Origin of the sequence: Afifella sp. IM 167 (genome assembly GCF_020144925.1) — a bacterium.
Taxonomy (GTDB): Bacteria; Pseudomonadota; Alphaproteobacteria; order Rhizobiales; family Afifellaceae; genus Afifella.
Window position 1 is genome coordinate 55,134 of record NZ_NSLC01000012.1, and the last position, 16,442, is coordinate 71,575.

Annotated in this window: 14 protein-coding genes and 1 tRNA gene; 11 read left to right on the forward strand and 4 right to left on the reverse strand. The window is 66.2% G+C overall.

The features are described 5' to 3' along the window. The first annotated feature begins 14 nt into the window (after positions 1-14). The 4 genes from ilvN (at position 15) to ilvC (ending at position 3,741) form a co-directional block, all read left to right on the forward strand. Positions 15-611: an acetolactate synthase small subunit gene (gene ilvN, locus CLD20_RS18455; RefSeq protein WP_370636940.1), complete on the forward strand. Its 597-nt coding sequence runs from the start codon at positions 15-17 to the stop codon at positions 609-611. A 61-nt stretch (positions 612-672) separates the two neighbouring features. Then, entirely contained in the window at positions 673-1,266 is a 594-nt protein-coding gene (locus CLD20_RS18460; protein ID WP_224408143.1) for a LysE family translocator, read from the forward strand. 145 nt (positions 1,267-1,411) lie between these two features. Then, complete coding sequence (locus tag CLD20_RS18465) at positions 1,412-2,548, forward strand: ATP-dependent RecD-like DNA helicase (RefSeq protein ID WP_224408144.1); 1,137 nt, start codon at positions 1,412-1,414, stop codon at positions 2,546-2,548. Between the two features lie 173 nt (positions 2,549-2,721). After that, the gene (ilvC, locus tag CLD20_RS18470; protein WP_224408145.1) at positions 2,722-3,741 is read left to right on the forward strand and encodes a ketol-acid reductoisomerase; all 1,020 of its coding nucleotides are present in this window, start codon (positions 2,722-2,724) and stop codon (positions 3,739-3,741) included. A gap of 95 nt (positions 3,742-3,836) precedes the next feature. On the opposite strand, the gene CLD20_RS18475 is transcribed toward ilvC, so the two are convergent. Continuing rightward, on the reverse strand, positions 3,837-4,091 hold the full coding sequence (locus tag CLD20_RS18475; RefSeq protein ID WP_224408146.1) for a PilZ domain-containing protein: 255 nt from the start codon (positions 4,089-4,091) through the stop codon (positions 3,837-3,839). Between the two features lie 182 nt (positions 4,092-4,273). Here CLD20_RS18475 and CLD20_RS18480 point away from each other — a divergent pair, with 182 nt between their 5' ends. The 4 genes from CLD20_RS18480 to CLD20_RS18495 all read left to right on the forward strand — a co-directional run bounded on the left by CLD20_RS18480 (position 4,274) and on the right by CLD20_RS18495 (position 9,165). Beyond that, entirely contained in the window at positions 4,274-5,518 is a 1,245-nt protein-coding gene (locus tag CLD20_RS18480) for a sodium:proton antiporter (RefSeq protein ID WP_224408147.1), read from the forward strand. A gap of 28 nt (positions 5,519-5,546) precedes the next feature. Then, complete coding sequence (locus CLD20_RS18485) at positions 5,547-6,446, forward strand: PhzF family phenazine biosynthesis protein (RefSeq protein WP_224408148.1); 900 nt, start codon at positions 5,547-5,549, stop codon at positions 6,444-6,446. A 305-nt stretch (positions 6,447-6,751) separates the two neighbouring features. Beyond that, the gene (locus tag CLD20_RS18490) at positions 6,752-8,323 is read left to right on the forward strand and encodes a 2-isopropylmalate synthase (RefSeq protein WP_224408149.1); all 1,572 of its coding nucleotides are present in this window, start codon (positions 6,752-6,754) and stop codon (positions 8,321-8,323) included. Positions 8,324-8,328: 5 nt separating this feature from the next. Then, positions 8,329-9,165: a heparan-alpha-glucosaminide N-acetyltransferase gene (locus tag CLD20_RS18495; protein WP_224408150.1), complete on the forward strand. Its 837-nt coding sequence runs from the start codon at positions 8,329-8,331 to the stop codon at positions 9,163-9,165. Between the two features lie 31 nt (positions 9,166-9,196). On the opposite strand, the gene recQ is transcribed toward CLD20_RS18495, so the two are convergent. Together recQ and CLD20_RS18505 are read right to left on the reverse strand one after the other, a co-directional pair. Continuing rightward, positions 9,197-11,014 carry a DNA helicase RecQ gene (gene recQ, locus CLD20_RS18500; protein WP_224408151.1) on the reverse strand — a complete coding sequence of 606 codons (1,818 nt, stop codon included), beginning with the start codon at positions 11,012-11,014 and terminating at the stop codon, positions 9,197-9,199. A gap of 116 nt (positions 11,015-11,130) precedes the next feature. Beyond that, positions 11,131-12,441 (reverse strand): aspartate aminotransferase family protein, encoded by a 1,311-nt coding sequence (locus CLD20_RS18505; protein ID WP_224408152.1) that lies wholly within the window; start codon positions 12,439-12,441, stop codon positions 11,131-11,133. Positions 12,442-12,544: 103 nt separating this feature from the next. Here CLD20_RS18505 and CLD20_RS18510 point away from each other — a divergent pair, with 103 nt between their 5' ends. Then, on the forward strand, positions 12,545-13,444 hold the full coding sequence (locus tag CLD20_RS18510; RefSeq protein ID WP_370636941.1) for a LysR substrate-binding domain-containing protein: 900 nt from the start codon (positions 12,545-12,547) through the stop codon (positions 13,442-13,444). 56 nt (positions 13,445-13,500) lie between these two features. Here the strand turns inward: CLD20_RS18510 and betB are convergent, their stop codons facing one another. Continuing rightward, entirely contained in the window at positions 13,501-14,967 is a 1,467-nt protein-coding gene (betB, locus tag CLD20_RS18515) for a betaine-aldehyde dehydrogenase (RefSeq protein WP_255599984.1), read from the reverse strand. A 141-nt stretch (positions 14,968-15,108) separates the two neighbouring features. Between betB and CLD20_RS18520 the strand changes: the two genes are divergently transcribed. Together CLD20_RS18520 and CLD20_RS18525 are read left to right on the forward strand one after the other, a co-directional pair. Then, positions 15,109-15,184 (forward strand) — tRNA-Lys (locus tag CLD20_RS18520). A gap of 61 nt (positions 15,185-15,245) precedes the next feature. Further along, positions 15,246-16,313, forward strand: coding sequence for a hypothetical protein (locus CLD20_RS18525; protein ID WP_224408154.1), 1,068 nt, complete (start codon positions 15,246-15,248; stop codon positions 16,311-16,313). The last annotated feature ends 129 nt before the right edge of the window (positions 16,314-16,442 follow it).

Genomic DNA, 16,442 nt, shown 5'->3' on the forward strand with positions numbered 1-16,442 from the left:
ACGAGACGAAGACCATGAGCCAACCCGCCACCCTTACCGGCAAGCCCGCCGTTACACCGCCTGCCTCGGCGTATTTCTTCGAGGACCGGCAGGATCCGGAAGAGGCGCACACGCTGACCGTGCTCGTCGACAACGAGCCAGGCGTGCTTGCCCGTGTCATCGGCCTCTTCTCCGGCCGCGGCTACAACATCGAGAGCCTGACGGTCTCCGAGACGGAGCATGAAAAGCACCTGTCGCGCATCACCATCGTCACGCGCGGCTCGCGTGCCGTGCTGGAGCAGATCAAGAACCAGCTTGCCCGCATCGTGCCGGTGCACCGGGTGACGGACCTTTCGGAGGTCGCCCGCGAGCGCAACCAGGAAAAGCCGCTGGAGCGCGAACTTGCCCTGGTGAAGGTCGCCGGCAGGGGCGAGAACCGGCTGGAGGCGCTGCGCCTTGCCGACGCCTTCAAGGCCGAGGTGGTCGACGCGACGACGGAGCATTTCGTCTTCCAGATGACCGGGCGCTCGGCCAAAGTGGAGCAATTCATCTCCATCATGCAGCCGATGGGGCTGGTCGAGGTATGCCGGACAGGCGTCGCCGCCCTGTCGCGGGGCGCGGAAGCCTCCTGATCTCGTCCGCGGGCGAAGGGCCGCGGACGTCACCTTTTGACGTTCTTTCGGGAATTTCGCCATGTCGACGGAAATCGTCTCCGCCCTCGTCGTCTTTGCCCTCGTCGCCTCGATGACGCCGGGCCCGAACAACCTGATGCTCCTGGCATCGGGCGTGAATTTCGGCTTCCGGCGCACCATCCCGCATCTTCTCGGCATTCTCATCGGCTTCGCCGTGCTGCTGACGGCGGTCGGGCTCGGCGTCGGCGCGCTGGTGGAGCGCTTTCCGGCCCTGCATTTGGCGCTGAAGGTCGTGGGCGGGGCCTATCTCCTCTATCTCGCCTGGAAGATCGCGGCCTCGCGTGCCCTGCACGAGGAGAGCACCGGGCGGGGTCCGCTGACCTTCACCGAAGCGGCGCTCTTCCAGTGGGTGAATCCGAAGGCCTGGATGATGGGGCTGGCGGCGATGGCCGCCTATACCGACCCGGAGCATTATTCGCTGACGCTCGCCATCGTCGTCGGGGTCTTCTTCCTCGTGACGATTCCCTCCACCACCATCTGGGCCGGCTTTGGCTCGGCGCTGAAGGACTGGCTCGACCATCCCGTCCGCCTCAAATGGTTCAACATCGCCATGGCGGTGGCGCTTGTCGCCTCGCTCTGGCCTATGCTGAAATGAGGGCAGGGCTCTCGCGGGCATGCGGTGCGGAGGGCAGATGGAAGGTGTCGTCCTGTCGAGGGGATGGCGGCGTTCGTTCCTGTTGTGTTCCGACCGTGAAAACCCTAGGCTGGCGTTCCTCGCACGGCTCGCCTAGGGAACGGCCATGCAGTTCTCTCCCCAGCAGGATGCGGCGCTGAAGGCCGTCTCCAAATGGCTGAAAAAGCCTGACAAGCAGATCTTCCGGCTGTTCGGCTATGCCGGCACCGGCAAGACGACGCTCGCCCAGCACATCGCCGAGGATGTCGACGGCGAGGTGCTCTTCGCCGCCTATACCGGCAAGGCCGCGCAGGTTCTGCGCGCCCGCGGGGCGGAGAAGGCCCGCACCATCCACTCGCTCATCTACCGGCCGCGCGGCGAGGAGACGGTCGAGGATGCCGATAGCGGCAAGACCACCGTCACGCCGACCTTCTCGCTCAACCGCTCCAGCACCGTCTCGGAGGCCAAGCTCGTCATCGTCGACGAATGCTCCATGGTCGACGAGGCGCTCGGCCACGACCTTCTTTCCTTCGGCACCCCCATTCTCGTCCTCGGCGATCCCGGTCAGCTTCCGCCGGTGAAGGCCGGCGAGGGGGGCGGCGGCTTCTTCACCGAGGCGGAGCCCGACATTCTCCTCACCGAGGTTCACCGTCAGGCGCGCGACAACCCGATCATCGACCTTGCCATGCGGGTGCGGGAGGGAAGCCGCATCGAATACGGCCGCTACGGCGACAGCCGCGTCATCTCCAAGCAGGAGGTCGACCAGGAAATCGTGCTCGCCGCCGATCAGGTTCTCGTGGGGCTCAACCGCACGCGCCGGCTCTACAATCAGCGGCTGAGGACGCTGAAGGGCTTTGCCGGCGCGCTGCCGGAATTCGCCGACCGGCTCGTCTGCCTGCGGAACGATCCGAAGAAGGGGCTTCTCAACGGTTCGCTCTGGTCGGTCGATTCGGTCGGCGCGCCGCGTGGGCCGGGTCTGCAGCTGATGGTGAGCGCGCTCGACGAGGGGCCGCGCGCGCCCAAGGCGAAGATCAAGGTGCTGAAATCGGCCTTCGAGGATCCGGGCTCCGATCCGGGCTGGCAGCTGAAGCGCCGCTACGACGATTTCGACTACGGCTACACGCTGACGGTGCATAAGGCGCAGGGCTCGCAGTGGAACGAGATCGTCCTCTTCGACGAGAGCTTTGCGTTTTCCGACAGCCGGGAGCGCTGGCTCTATACGGCGATCACGCGCGCGGCCGAGAAGATCACCATCGTGAAGTAAGAGGTGTTGTTTGCGCGCGGATCGCGATGCAGGCGTGCCTTTACGGGCCGCGCCACTTCCGGCCTGCAGCGGCCGGTTGCCCGCCGACCCGCAGCCCGCTAGAACCCGGCCCATTCGTTTCTCCGGCCCCGTACGGGAGGGCCGGCTCTCATGCCTTCAGGAAGGGTAGCCCAATGCGCGTTTATTACGACCGCGATGCGGACGTGAATCTGATCAAGGACAAGAAAGTCGTCGTCGTCGGTTACGGCAGCCAGGGACATGCCCATGCGCTGAACCTGCGCGATTCGGGCGTCAAGGAAGTGGCGATCGCGCTGCGTCCGGGCTCCTCCTCGGCCAAGAAGGCGGAAGCCGCCGGCCTCAAGGTCATGTCCGTCGCCGATGCGGCGGCCTGGGCCGACCTCATGATGATGTGCACGCCGGACGAATTGCAGGCCGACATCTTCGCCGAGCACATCGCGCCGAACCTCAAGGACGGCGCGGCGATCGCGTTCGCGCACGGCCTCAACGTGCATTTTTCGCTCATCGAGCCGAAGGACACGATCGACGTCATCATGATCGCGCCGAAGGGCCCGGGCCACACGGTGCGTTCGGAATACCAGCGCGGCGGCGGCGTGCCCTGCCTCATCGCGGTGAATCATGATGCGACGGGGAACGCACATGATCTGGCGCTTTCCTACGCCTCCGCTATCGGCGGCGGACGCTCGGGCATCATCGAGACCACGTTCCAGGAAGAATGCGAGACCGATCTGTTCGGCGAGCAGGTCGTCCTGTGCGGCGGCCTGGTGGAGCTCATCCGCGGCGGCTTCGAGACGCTGGTGGAAGCCGGCTACGCGCCGGAGATGGCCTATTTCGAGTGCCTGCACGAGGTGAAGCTGATCGTCGACCTCATCTATGAGGGCGGCATCGCCAACATGAACTACTCGATCTCCAACACGGCCGAATGGGGCGAATACGCCTCCGGCCCGCGCATCATCAACGAAGACAGCAAGAAAGAGATGAGGCGCGTCCTTCAGGACATCCAGTCGGGCCGCTTCACGTCGGAATGGATGCAGGAATGGCATTCGGGTGCGGCGCGCTTCAAGGCGACGCGGCGCAACAACGACAAGCACCAGATCGAGGAAGTCGGCGAGAAGCTGCGCGCCATGATGCCGTGGATCAAGGCGAACCAGCTCGTCGACAAAGAGAAGAACTGAGGCGAAAAGAACTGGGCGGAAAAGAACCGCGACGAGCCTCTTCGGGCTCAGGAAGAGGGGCGCTCCGGCGCCCCTTTTTTTATGGCTGACTGCCTTTATGGCTGGAACTGGACGCCGACATATTCGCCGCGCCGCCAGATGATCGCCGCCTTGACGATGATCTTGTCCGATTCCAGCAAAAGCTCGAATTCCGCCGGCAGGACAGCGGGGTTGTCGACCTTGAGCTTGGCGCCGCCTTGCGACAGATCGCGCACGAGGCAGTCGATCGTGGAGTGCCTGTCGTTGAGGACGATCTTGGCCGCCTTCAGCGCACGCGCCCGATGATGGGACCGCTTTTCCTGTCCTTCCATCATATAGATACCAAGTTTTCGAATGTGCGGACGCTAGCACGGCACCCGTTCACCAAGCGTAAATGGCGGTCGCCAGCTTCCGGGCAAGTTCGGCCTGCCGGAAGCGGGTTCGGGACCCGCGCGGGAATCGCAAATTCAGAAGCTGCGCTTGCCTTGCCGGCTGAAGCGGGTAGGGAAGCTTGATGCTCAGCCTTTTCGACATCTCTGCGTTGCTTCTGGTCATGTCGGCCCTCTTCGGCTGGCTGAACGTGCGGTTCTTCCATCTGCCGCATACGATCGGCATGCTGCTGATGGCGCTCGCCGCCTCGCTCGCCATCATCGCGCTCGATGCGCTGATACCCGGTTCGCATGTGCGCGAGGCCTTCGCCGGCATCGTCGGGCAGGTCGATTTCTTCGATACGCTGATGAACGGCATGCTCGCCTTCCTGCTCTTCGCGGGCGCGATGCATGTCGATTTCGGGCTTCTCAAGAGCGAGAAATGGGCCGTCGGGCTGATGGCGAGCCTCGGTGTCGTCATCTCCACGGCGATCGTCGGCACCGGCTTTTATTTCCTCGCCGGCTATCTCGGCATCGCCGTGCCGTTCACCTGGGCTCTCGTCTTCGGGGCGCTGATCAGCCCCACCGACCCGGTCGCCGTCCTGTCCCTGCTGAAATCGGTGCGTGTGCCGGAAACGCTGGAGGTGAAGATCGCCGGCGAGAGCCTCTTCAACGACGGCGTCGGCATCGTCATCTTCACCGTGCTCGTGGCGATCGCCGCCGAAGGCGGACGCATCGAGCTTCTGCATATCGGCGAAATCTTTCTCCTGGAGGCCGCCGGCGGGGCGCTCCTCGGCTTTGCGGGGGGCTGGATCGCCGTTCGCCTGATGCAGTCCATCGACCATTACTCGGTGGAGATCCTCCTGACGCTGGCGCTCGTCACCGGCCTCTACGCGCTGGCGACCACCTTCCACATGTCCGGCCCGATCGCCGTGGTGGTGGCGGGACTGCTGGTCGGCAACCGCGGACAGCGCACGGCGATGAGCGAGGAGACGAAGACCTACCTCTTCCATTTCTGGGAGGTGATCGACGAACTCCTCAATTCCGTCCTCTTCCTGCTGATCGGGCTGGAGGTGCTCATCATCGCGATCGATCCCTCGCTCGCAGGTCTTGCCGCTGCATCCATCCCGCTTGTGCTCTTCGCCCGTTTCGTCGCGGTCTCCGTGCCGATCACGCTCTTGGAGCTGAGACGTACCTTCACCTCCGGCTCCATCCCCGTGCTCACATGGGGCGGGGTTCGCGGCGGCATTTCCGTGGCGCTCGCGCTCTCCCTGCCGGTGAGCATCGCCAAGGAGCCGATCCTCGTGGCGACCTACATGGTGGTGATTTTCTCCGTCGTCGTGCAGGGTCTCACGATCCCCGGACTGGTACGCCGGGTGGTCTTCCGCTAGGTCCGTTGGTTCATCGATCAGGAACGACATGCAGCGCCGTTACCGAATCTACGACGTCTTCACGGACAAGGCTCTCGCCGGAAACCAGCTCGCCGTGGTTCTCGACGCGGAAGGTCTGAGCCCGGCGCAGATGCAGGCGATCGGACGCGAGTTCAATCTTTCCGAGACCGTCTTCGTCCTGCCGGCGGACAATCCGGCCCATTCCGCGCGAATCCGCATCTTCACGCCCGCTTCCGAGCTGCCCTTCGCGGGCCACCCGACGGTGGGCGCGGCGATCTGCCTTGCCGCGGAACGCTTCGGCGAGCCCGACGGCGAGCAGGATGCCGTCGTGGTGCTGGAGGAGGGCATCGGGCCGGTGCGCTGCGGGGTGAAGCTGTGGGATCATTCCGGCTTTGCCGAGTTCGACTGCCCGAAGCTGCCGAGCGAGGTGGGCGTCGCGCCGGAGCTGGAGAGCATCGCCGCCGCCTGCGGGCTGACGCCCGGCGAGCTTCTGTTCGAGAACCACCGTCCCACGGTCTGGTCGGCCGGGCTTCCCTACCATTTCGTGCCGGTCTCCAACCGTGCCGCTCTCGGCGCGGTGGAAGCGATCGCGCCCGCCTGGGAGGAGACCTTCAGCCGCGACGGCGTCTATTTCTACTGCCGGGACCCGGAGGGGCACGAGCATCATTTCCGCGCCCGCATGCTGGCCCCGGCAGCCGGCATCCCGGAGGATCCGGCGACCGGCTCGGCGGTCGCCGCCTTCGCCGGCCCGATCCTCAAATTCGATCAGCCGACCGATGGCGACCACGCCATCCTGGTGGAGCAGGGCTACGAGATGGAGCGGCCCGCGCTGATCCGGCTCGACATCACCGTCGGGCGCGGAGCGCTCACCAACGTGCGCATCGGCGGCGGGGCGGTGCGGGTGATGGAAGGCACGATCAACGCCTGAAGGCCGCGCCCTGACGCCGGAGATTGATTTTTTAACGCCCGCCACGTAAATATCGCCGCCTGACGCGAGTGGAACGACCTTTCGATGCTCTCAGAGCCGAACCATCGCTGCCTGGTCCTCGCCGGACGCCTCCGCGGCCCGGCACTTTCGCTCGACCTCCTTCTCCTTAGGCGCCCCTGAGCGTCGACAGCCCGGGTTCCCGAAACAGGGGGCCGCTCAGGGCGGGCATTCAGGGGAGACGCGAACAGAGCGAAACGTTCAGCGCCTTATGAGGCCAGCCGGGTGACCGGCACGGAGAATACGAAATGACCATCACCGACGAAGTACGATCAGAGGGCGACCGCGTCGTCATCTTCGACACCACCCTGCGCGACGGCGAGCAGTGCCCCGGCGCCACCATGACCTTCGAGGAGAAGCTCGAAGTCGCCGCCTTCCTCGACGCCATGGGCGTCGACATCATCGAGGCCGGTTTTCCGATCGCCTCGCCGGGCGATTTCGAGGCCGTGGCGGAAGTCGCCCGCCGCGCCAAGAACGCCGTGATCGCCGGGCTCGCCCGCGCCCAGCCGGGCGATATCGACCGGGCAGGAGAGGCGGTGCGCTTCGCGCGCCGGCCGCGCATCCATACCTTCCTGTCCACCTCGCCGGTGCACATGAAGTTCAAGCTGCAGAAGGAGCCCGAGCAGGTCCTGCAGCTGGTCACCGATTCCGTCTCGCGGGCGCGCAACCTCGTCGACGACGTGGAATGGTCGGCCGAGGACGGCACCCGCACCGAATTCGACTTTTTGTGCCGCTGCGTGGAGGCGGCGATCCGCGCCGGCGCCGGGACGATCAACATTCCCGATACCGTCGGCTACACCACGCCGGACGAATATCGCGATCTGTTCATCCGCCTCAGGCAGGCCGTGCCGAACTCCGACCAGGCCGTCTTCTCCGTGCATTGCCACAACGATCTCGGCATGGCCGTCGCCAATTCGCTGGCGGGCGTCGCCGGCGGCTGCCGGCAGATTGAGTGCACGATCAACGGTATCGGCGAGCGGGCCGGCAACGCGGCGCTGGAAGAGATCGTCATGGCGATCAACACGCGCCAGGACGTCCTGCCGTACCACACGGGCATCGACACCAAGATGCTGACGCGCGCGTCCAAGATCGTCTCGGCGGCGACCTCCTTCCCGGTGCAGTACAACAAGGCGATCGTCGGGCGGAACGCCTTCGCCCATGAGAGCGGCATCCATCAGGACGGGATGCTGAAACACACCCAGACCTACGAGATCATGACGCCGGATTCGGTCGGCGTGTCGAAGACCAACCTCGTCATGGGCAAGCATTCGGGCCGCAACGCCTTCCGCTCCAAGCTGAAGGAAATGGGCTACGAGCTCGGCGAGAATGCCTTCGAGGACGCCTTCAACCGGTTCAAGGCGCTCGCCGACCGCAAGAAGCACGTCTTCGACGAGGATATCGAGGCGCTGGTCGACGAGAAGCTGGCGAACGCGGCCGACCGCATCAAGCTGGAGGCGATGACCATCATCGCCGGCACGATGGGCCCGCAGGCCGCAACGCTCACCCTCAGCGATGAGGGTGGCCAGCACCGTACCTTCCAGGCGACCGGCAACGGCCCGGTGGATGCGGCCTTCAACGCCATCAAGGCGCTGGTACCGCATGAGGCGTCGCTGGCGCTCTACCAGGTGCATGCCGTCACCGGCGGAACGGATGCGCAGGCCGAGGTCTCGGTGCGGCTGGAGGACAAGGACGGCCGCGCCATGACCGGCCGGGCTTCCGATCCGGATACGCTGGTCGCCTCGGCGAAGGCCTATCTCGCCGCCGTCAACAAGCTGATCGCCCGCGGCGAGCGCCTCCACGCGCAGCAGGCCGCCGGCTGAACGGCGTGAAGGCGGCAGGAGAGGCGGCCCTTACGGGCGAGGCGCCGACAAAGGCCGGCGAAGGCGAAAAGAAGGGGCGCGCTTCGGCGCGCCTTGATGCGCCCGCGGCAACCGCGCCGCTGGCGCGCCTTCCATGGATCGACGTGGCGCGCGGCGTCGCGCTCGTCGCGATGGCCGTCTACCACTTCTCCTGGGACCTTGCTTTTTTTGGCTTCACCGACGCCAGGGTGGACTCCTCGCTCGGCTGGATCATCTTCGCGCGCTCCATCGCCGGCTCCTTCCTGGCGCTGGTCGGCGTCAGCCTCGTGCTGGCGCATCGCTCGGGCATCCGGCCGCGGCCTTTCGCCAAACGGCTCGCGATGGTGGCGGTGGCGGCCGGCGCGATCACGCTCGTCACGTATTTCATGTTCCCGGACGCCTACATCTTCTTCGGCATCCTGCATCAGATCGCGCTGGCGAGCCTGCTCGGGCTTTTCTTCCTGCGCCTGCCCGTGGCGGTCGTCGCCGCGGCGGCCGTGTTCTTTCTTCTCGGCGCGCACCTGTTCGCCGGCGAGGCCTTCAACAGCCGCTATCTGGAGTTCCTAGGCTTGATGACCTACCGGCCGGTGAGCAACGATTTCGTGCCGGTCTTTCCCTGGTTCGGCATGGTGCTCGTCGGCATGGTCATCGGCCGCCTGGTCGTGGCGAGCCGCGCCGCCTGCGCGGTTCTGGCAAAGCCCGTGCGCGATCCGGTATCGCAGGCGCTCGCCTTCGGCGGACGACACTCGCTCGCCTTCTACCTCATCCACCAGCCGCTGCTTTTCGGCTGCGTCTACGCGGCCGCCTGGGTGATCTATCGGTGAGGCGGGACGGGAATGATGCGCAACGCCTCGCTCATGAGGGGACGGAACGCCCCGCATGGTTGGCAATCACCGCCACGAAGGCGGTGCCGTAGCGATCGAGCTTGGCCTCGCCGACACCGGGGACATGGGCCATCTCGGCGCGCGAGCGGGGACGCGCCGCCGCGAGCTCGATCAGGGTCTTGTCGTGAAAGATCACATAGGGCGGCACGTTCTGCTGCCGCGCGATCTCGAGCCGTTTTTCCCTGAGCGCCTGAAAGAGATCCCGATCGGATTCCGGCACAACGGACTGAGCCGTGCTTTGCCCGCCCTTGCCGCGCCGGCTTCGGCGAGGGGGCGGCACGCGCAGCATGAGCGCCGGCTTGTCGCGCAGGAAGTCCCGGCCGGCGGGCGCGATCGACAGGCCCCCATGGCCGGCAAGGTCGACGCCGACGAGGCGCAGGGCGATCAGCTGGCGCAGGATGGCGCGCCACAGGCGGCTGTCGTGCTCCTTGCCGATGCCGAAGGTGGAGACGCGGTCATGGCCGAACTGGGCGATGCGCTCGCTCTCCACGCCGAGAAGGACATCGACGATATAGGCCTGCCCGAAGCGCTCGCCGGTGCGGTAGATGCAGGAGAGCGCCTTCTGCGCCGCGATCGTCCCGTCGAAGAGCTGTGGCGGCTCGGCGCAGGTGTCGCAATTGCCGCAAGGCTCGCAATGGTCGCCGAAATAGGCGAGCAGCACCTGGCGGCGGCAACCCGCCGTCTCGGCAAGCCCCAGCAGCGCATCGAGCTTCTGCCGTTCCGTGCGCTTGCGCTCGTCCGGCGCATCCGATTCCTCGATGAAGCGGTTGCGCAGCGCGACGTCTTCAGGGCCGTAGAGCATCAGCGTCTCGGCCGGCAGGCCGTCCCGCCCGGCGCGGCCGGTCTCCTGGTAATAGGCCTCCAGGCTGCCCGGCAGATCGATATGGGCGACGAAGCGCACATCCGGTTTGTCGATGCCCATGCCGAAAGCGATGGTGGCGACCATGACGACCGCCTCGCCATGCTGGAAACGCAGCTGGTTGGCCTCTCGTTCGGCCTTGTCCATGCCGGCGTGATAGGCGAGCGCGTCGTGGCCCTCGCCGCGCAGCCAGGCGGCCGTTTCCTCGCATTTGCGCTTGGAGAGGCAGTAGACGATGCCGCTCTCGCCCTGGTGGCGCTTCAAGAAATCCTTCAGCTGGGCGCGGGGATTGTCCTTTTCGGCGATGGCGTAGCGGATGTTGGGGCGGTCGAAGCCGACGATGAAGGCGTCGGCTTCGGCGATATCCAGATGCGACAGGATCTCGGCACGCGTCGGCGCGTCGGCCGTTGCCGTCAGGGCCATACGCGGCGTCTGCGGAAACTCGCGCACGAGCACATCGAGCTGGCGGTAGGAGGGGCGGAAATCGTGGCCCCATTGCGACAGGCAGTGGGCCTCGTCGATGGCGATCAGCGACAGGGTCGCCTGGCCGAGCCGCTGCAGGACCCCGCCGCGCAGGAGCGTTTCGGGCGCGACATAGAGAAGGTCGAGCGCGCCGGCTTCAATGTCCCGCCACAAGGCGCGCCGCTCTTCCGGCGGAAGATCGGAGTTGAGTGCGGCCGCCTTGACCCCCGCCTGGCGCAACGCCGCGACCTGGTCGGCCATCAGCGCCAGAAGCGGGGAGACGATCAGCCCCATGCCGGGTCGGGCGATCGCCGGGATCTGGTAGCAGAGCGATTTTCCGCCGCCGGTCGGCATCAGCACGAAGGCGTTATGGCCGGCAATCACATTCTCGATGATGCGCGCCTGCGGCCCGCGAAAAGCTTCGTAGCCATAGACGGCCTTGAGGATTTCGACGGGATCGGCGGGCATCGGAGTTCGCATGAAGAATCGTGGGAGCGCTCTCCATAGCAGCTTCGCCGGGGTTGCGATCAATGGGCAGTGTCGGCCGCTACGCGGGTTTCCCAGTAAGGCGCCTCACCACACGATCAGTGTCTCTCGACGGCGGCTGCGATCGCGTCCGACATGATCTCCACACCCTGGTCGATCTCAGCCTCCGATACCGTCAGTGGCGGGGCGATGCGGAAGACGCCGCCCATTCCCGGCAGTTTGACGATGTTCATGCTGAGGCCGCGCTGCATCGCTTCCTCCATGATCCTGGCGCCGAGCTCGAAGCCAGGCGCCCTAGTCTGCCGGTCGGTGACGATCTCGAGCCCGAGGAGGAGGCCGCGGCCGCGCACGTCGCCGACGCATTCGAATTTCTGCTTGAGCGAGAGGAGGCCTTCGGCGAGGCGCTTGCCGCGTGCCCTGGCCTGATCGACGAGGCCGTCGCGGGCGACGACGTCGAGGACGGTGACGCCGACGGCGGCGGGAAGCGGGTCGGAGACATGCGTCGTATAGAAGAGGAAGCCGCGCTCATGCGCCTTCTCCTCGATCGCCTCGCTGGTCATGACGGCGGCGAGCGGCAGGCCGGCGCCGAGCGTTTTCGACAGCGTCATGATATCGGGCGTCACGCCGTCGCGCTGGAAGGCGAACATGTGGCCGGTGCGCCCGACGCCGGTCTGCGCCTCATCGAGGATGAGGAGCATGCCGCGCTCCTCGCATTTTGTCTTGAGCGCCGCGAGATAGCCGGGGGGCAGTTCCAGGATGCCGCCGCTGGAGAGGATCGGCTCGGCGATGAAGGCGGCGAGATTGCCGGTCGACTGGCGATCGATCAGCCAGAAGGCGTCGTCGAGCTCGGCCTGCCAGTTGAGCGTGCCGTCCGCTTTCGTGAAGCGCGGGCGATAGGCATTGGGCGCGGGGATGGCGAAGGAGCCGATCGCGGCGGGGCCGTAGCCGGCGCGCCCGGCGCTGTAGGTGGCGGACGCCGCCGCACCCGTCATGCCGTGCCAGCTCTGGGCGAAGGCGACGATCTCGTGGCCGCCGGTGACCAGCTTCGCCATGCGGATCGCCGCTTCGTTCGATTCCGCTCCCGTGGTGAGGAGCTGCACGCGATCGAGGCCCGGCGCGAGGGCCGCGAGACGCTCGGCGAGCTCGACCACCGGGCGCGACAGCATGCCGGAGAAGAGATGCGCGACGGCACCCATCTGACGGTTCACCGTCGCCACGATATCGGGATGCGTGTGGCCGAGGACCGCGCTCATCTGGCCGGAGGTGAAGTCGAGGATGGCGCGGCCATCGGCGTCGTAGACGAAGCTGCCCTCGGCCCGCTCGGCGATGATCGTCTCGAAGCTCGGTCCGTAGCGCGTCAGATGCTTGCGGGCGGAAGCCCAGAAGGCGGGATCGTCATTGAGCGACATGCGGCTCTCCTTCGGCAGCGTTGCGCAGAAGGCTAGCAGAAGCTTGTGAGCCTCAGCGAATTGATATTATTTTCGTCTGATATCAATCGGATTGATGGTCTCCTTGCTCGACCTCGCTCTTCTGAAGAATTTCGTCATCTGCGCGCGTGCGGGTTCGATCAGCCTCGCATCGCAGCAAGTCGGGCGCACGCAGCCCGCGCTCAGCATGCAGATGCACCGGCTTGAGCAGCTTTTGGGGCAGACGTTGTTGCGCAGGACGGGAGCCGGGGTGCGGCTCACGGCGGCAGGCGAGAAGCTTCTCACGCATGCGGAAGCCCTTCTGGCGCAGCACGACGAGATCTTCGCCGACATGAACGGCACGGCCCTGAAGGGCAGCTTGAGCCTCGGTTGCCCGGAGGATTATTCGATCGCCTTTCTGCCGGCTCTCCTCAAAGGCTTTTGCGCGCTTCATCCCGATGTCGAACTGCGCATGATCTGCGCACCGACCTTCGAGCTGCGTCCAATGCTGCGCCGGCGCCAAATCGATATGGCGCTGGTGTCGCTTGCTGATCCGCAGAACGCTTCGGTGATCCGCAAGGAACGTTTTGTCTGGGTCGCCAATTCCGCGACGCCAGCCATTCTTCAGAGCAGCCATCTGCCGCTCGCGCTGTCTGCCCCGGTCACGCTCGACCACCGCGCAGCTTGCGATGCGATGGAAACCGTCAATCGCCGCTACCGGGTCGCCTATGCCAGCAACAGCCTCGCGGGCCTCATCGCCATCGCTCGGTCAGGCCATGCGATCAGCGTCCTGACCCGCACCGCCGTTCCGACCGATCTCTCAATCGTCACGGAAGGGCTGCCGCCGCTGCCGGAGATCGGCATCGCCCTTGAATTCGCGGACGAACGGCCGTCCTCGATCGTAAAGGCGTTCGCCGATCATATTCGCGAGGTTCTGCCGACGCTGGGCGATGCATCGCCCACCGTCGCAGGCGAAGGCACGGAGGGTCTACGCCATCCGCTTTGAAGGGAAGGCGGAAAGCCGCGGGTGTCGCCCGACCCCTCCGGTCGCGTGAGGTCCTCTCAGTAGGGCGCTTCGACCTTGCCGAGATTGACGTAGACGCTCTTCCTCTCGGTGTAGAAATCGAGCGCGGCGAGGCCGTTCTCGCGGCCGATGCCGGATTGCTTGACCCCGCCGAAGGGCATGGCGATCGGCGTCAGGTTGTAGGAGTTGATCCAGACCGTGCCGGCCTGCAGCGATGCCGCGACGCGGTGGGCGCGGGCAAGGTCCTTCGTCATCAGCCCGGCGGCGAGGCCGTAGGGCGTGTCGTTCGCCCTTGCGACGACCTCGTCCTCCTCGGCGAAGGAAAGAACGCTCATCACGGGGCCGAAAACCTCCTCGCGGACGACTTCCATCTCGTCGGTGGCGGCAAAGACGGTCGGGGCCATGAAGTGGCCGGCGGCGAGGGCGCCTTCGGTAAGGCGGGCGCCGCCCGTCAGGAGCTCCGCCCCGGCGGCTCTCGCCCGCTCGACGAAGCCGAGGACCTTTTCCAGATGCGCCGCCGAGATCAGGGGGCCCATCTGCGTTTCGGGATCGAGCGGATCGCCGATTTTGATCTTTTGCGTGCGGGCGAGGAGCCTTGCGAGGAATTCCTCACGGATCGATTCATGCACGAAGACGCGCGTGCCGTTGGAGCAGATTTCGCCCTGCGTGTAGAAATTGGCCAGCATCGCCGCCGAGACCGAATCATCGAGGTCGGCGTCGGCGAAGACGATCAGCGCCGACTTGCCGCCGAGCTCCATGGTGACGTGCTTCAGGGTTTCGGCGGCGGCCGCCATGATGCGCCTGCCGGTCGGCACGGAGCCGGTGATCGACACTTTCGCGATGCCGGGATGGGCGGTCATTGCCGCGCCCGTTGGACCGGCGCCGAGGACCACGTTGAAGAGGCCCTTCGGCGCGCTGGCCTCCTCGACGATCTCGGCGAGCCTGAGGGCTGTCATCGGCGTCAGCTCGCTCGGCTTGAAGACCATGGCATTGCCGGCGGCGAGCGCCGGAGCGGCCTTCCAGGAGGCGATCTGGATCGGGTAGTTCCACGCCCCGATGCCGGCGCACACGCCGAGCGGCTCGCGCCGCGTATAGGCGAAGGCATCCTGCGACAGCGGCATGTGCTCGCCGTGGATCACCTGCGTCAGGCCGGCGAAGAACTCGAAGCAGTCGGCGGCCGAGCCGATATCGGCCTCCGGCGCTTCCTGGATGGGTTTTCCGGTGTCGAGGACTTCCAGATGGGCGAGCTCGTCGGTGCGCGCGCGCAGGAGCGCGGCGACCTTGAAGAGGACGCGGCCGCGCTCGGCCGGCGACATGGCGAGCCACTGGCGCTGAGCGGCGGCGGCCGCGGCGACGGCGCTGTCGACGGTTCTGGCATCGGCAGCGTCAAATTGTGCCAGCGCCTCGCCGGTCGCCGGGTTCTCGGTGAGGAGCGTCTCGCCGCCGCCGGCGAGCTTCTCGCCCCCGATATGGCAGGCAAGGGGAGGATAGAGGGGTGCGTTCATGCGGGCAGCTTCTCTCGGGCGTGGTCGGGGCGGCCTGCCTGGCGGCCGGGCTCAGGCGATTTCTATCGAGAAAGGTGCGGGACGGGCACCTCTCACGGCTTGCGGAGGCGAGTTCGCGACACTATACAGCGCCCAGACTTCGGGTGTGTAGCTCAGTTGGTAGAGCAGCTGACTCTTAATCAGCGGGTCCAGGGTTCGAGTCCCTGCTCACCCACCAGTCTTTCCAATGGCTTGGCGGAAGGCGCGTCGGACGGGGGCCGGCCCGTACGATCCCGAGAATGGGTCGAACTCTCGGCTGTGGCATCGAGATCCGGCTCCATCCCGATCCTGTCGATCGAGACTGCATCGAGGAAGCGGCCGCCCATGCCGTCGCAGCTCATCTCCACGGTAAACCTCTTTGCGGGCGCCCTGATGCGAATGCGAAGAAGGTCAGATTCGTTGGGGACCGCCACCTCGTCGGCGGCGACCTCGAGGTTTTCCGCCAACAACCCCACGCGCAGCGCCAGAGGATTGGTGTGCGCGGGCAGCAGATAGAACCGCATCTCGTAGAAGGCCCCGGGGGTGGCGCCCTTCAATTGCCATTGCTGGCGAGTGGGACGGAAGTAATTGCCGATCCGATCGTGGTAGCTCGAACTGACTGCGAGAGTGAGACTGTGGCGCTCGCCGTCGATGGCGCCGAGGCGCACGCTCCCGCTGGCAAGGGACGGGACGGGGAGGCTGGCGACGATCGGCTCTTCGGGCAGGGCGAAGGCGGCGCGCGGCGACTGCACATGATCGTAGATGATGCGAGGCGGCCCGATCCTTTTCTCATAGCCGGCCGGAGATTTGCCGATCCTGAAGACGGCATAATCGGCGGCCTGCATTGCCTGGGCCGGCGCCAATTCGCCGGCGTGGCGGAAGAGAAGACCATAGGTCGGATCGACGAGGAGGTGGCCCGCGGGCGTCGGCACGTAGGCAATCGTATGGCCGCCGAGGCCGTCGCCGTTCGGATAGACGAGGTCGAGGTTGCGAACGGACAGCCGGCCGGGAACGAGACGCCTCAGAGCCTCCACCGTGCGGTCGCACTGGCCGCCAGCGAGCTCTCGGACCTCCGGGGGCGCCTGCGCCGCGTCGAAGCGCGCGCCGACACCGGCAAAATCAAAGGACCGGAAGACCGTCCGCGTCGCCTCGAGGAGCGTGGCGGCATCCGGGCCGAGCTCGGGAAAATCCTCCGGATTGGCGGTGCGCGCCTTGTCGAGAATGGATGGATCGCGCGAGAACGAAAGCGCGCACAGAGACAGCGCCAGGCCGAAAGCAAGCAGCAGGGCGACCGGCCTTCGGCGCACTGCCTGCCGCGCAAGTTGTAGCGCCCGCTTCATGCAATCTGCCTTAGCCGCATAGGCGGCCCGACGCTACGTGCAACTTCGGCGCATCAGGCTTGGCCTATCGCCAAAAGGGGCCGGCATGAACGCGGGGGAGGCCGAGGCGGGCGCGGT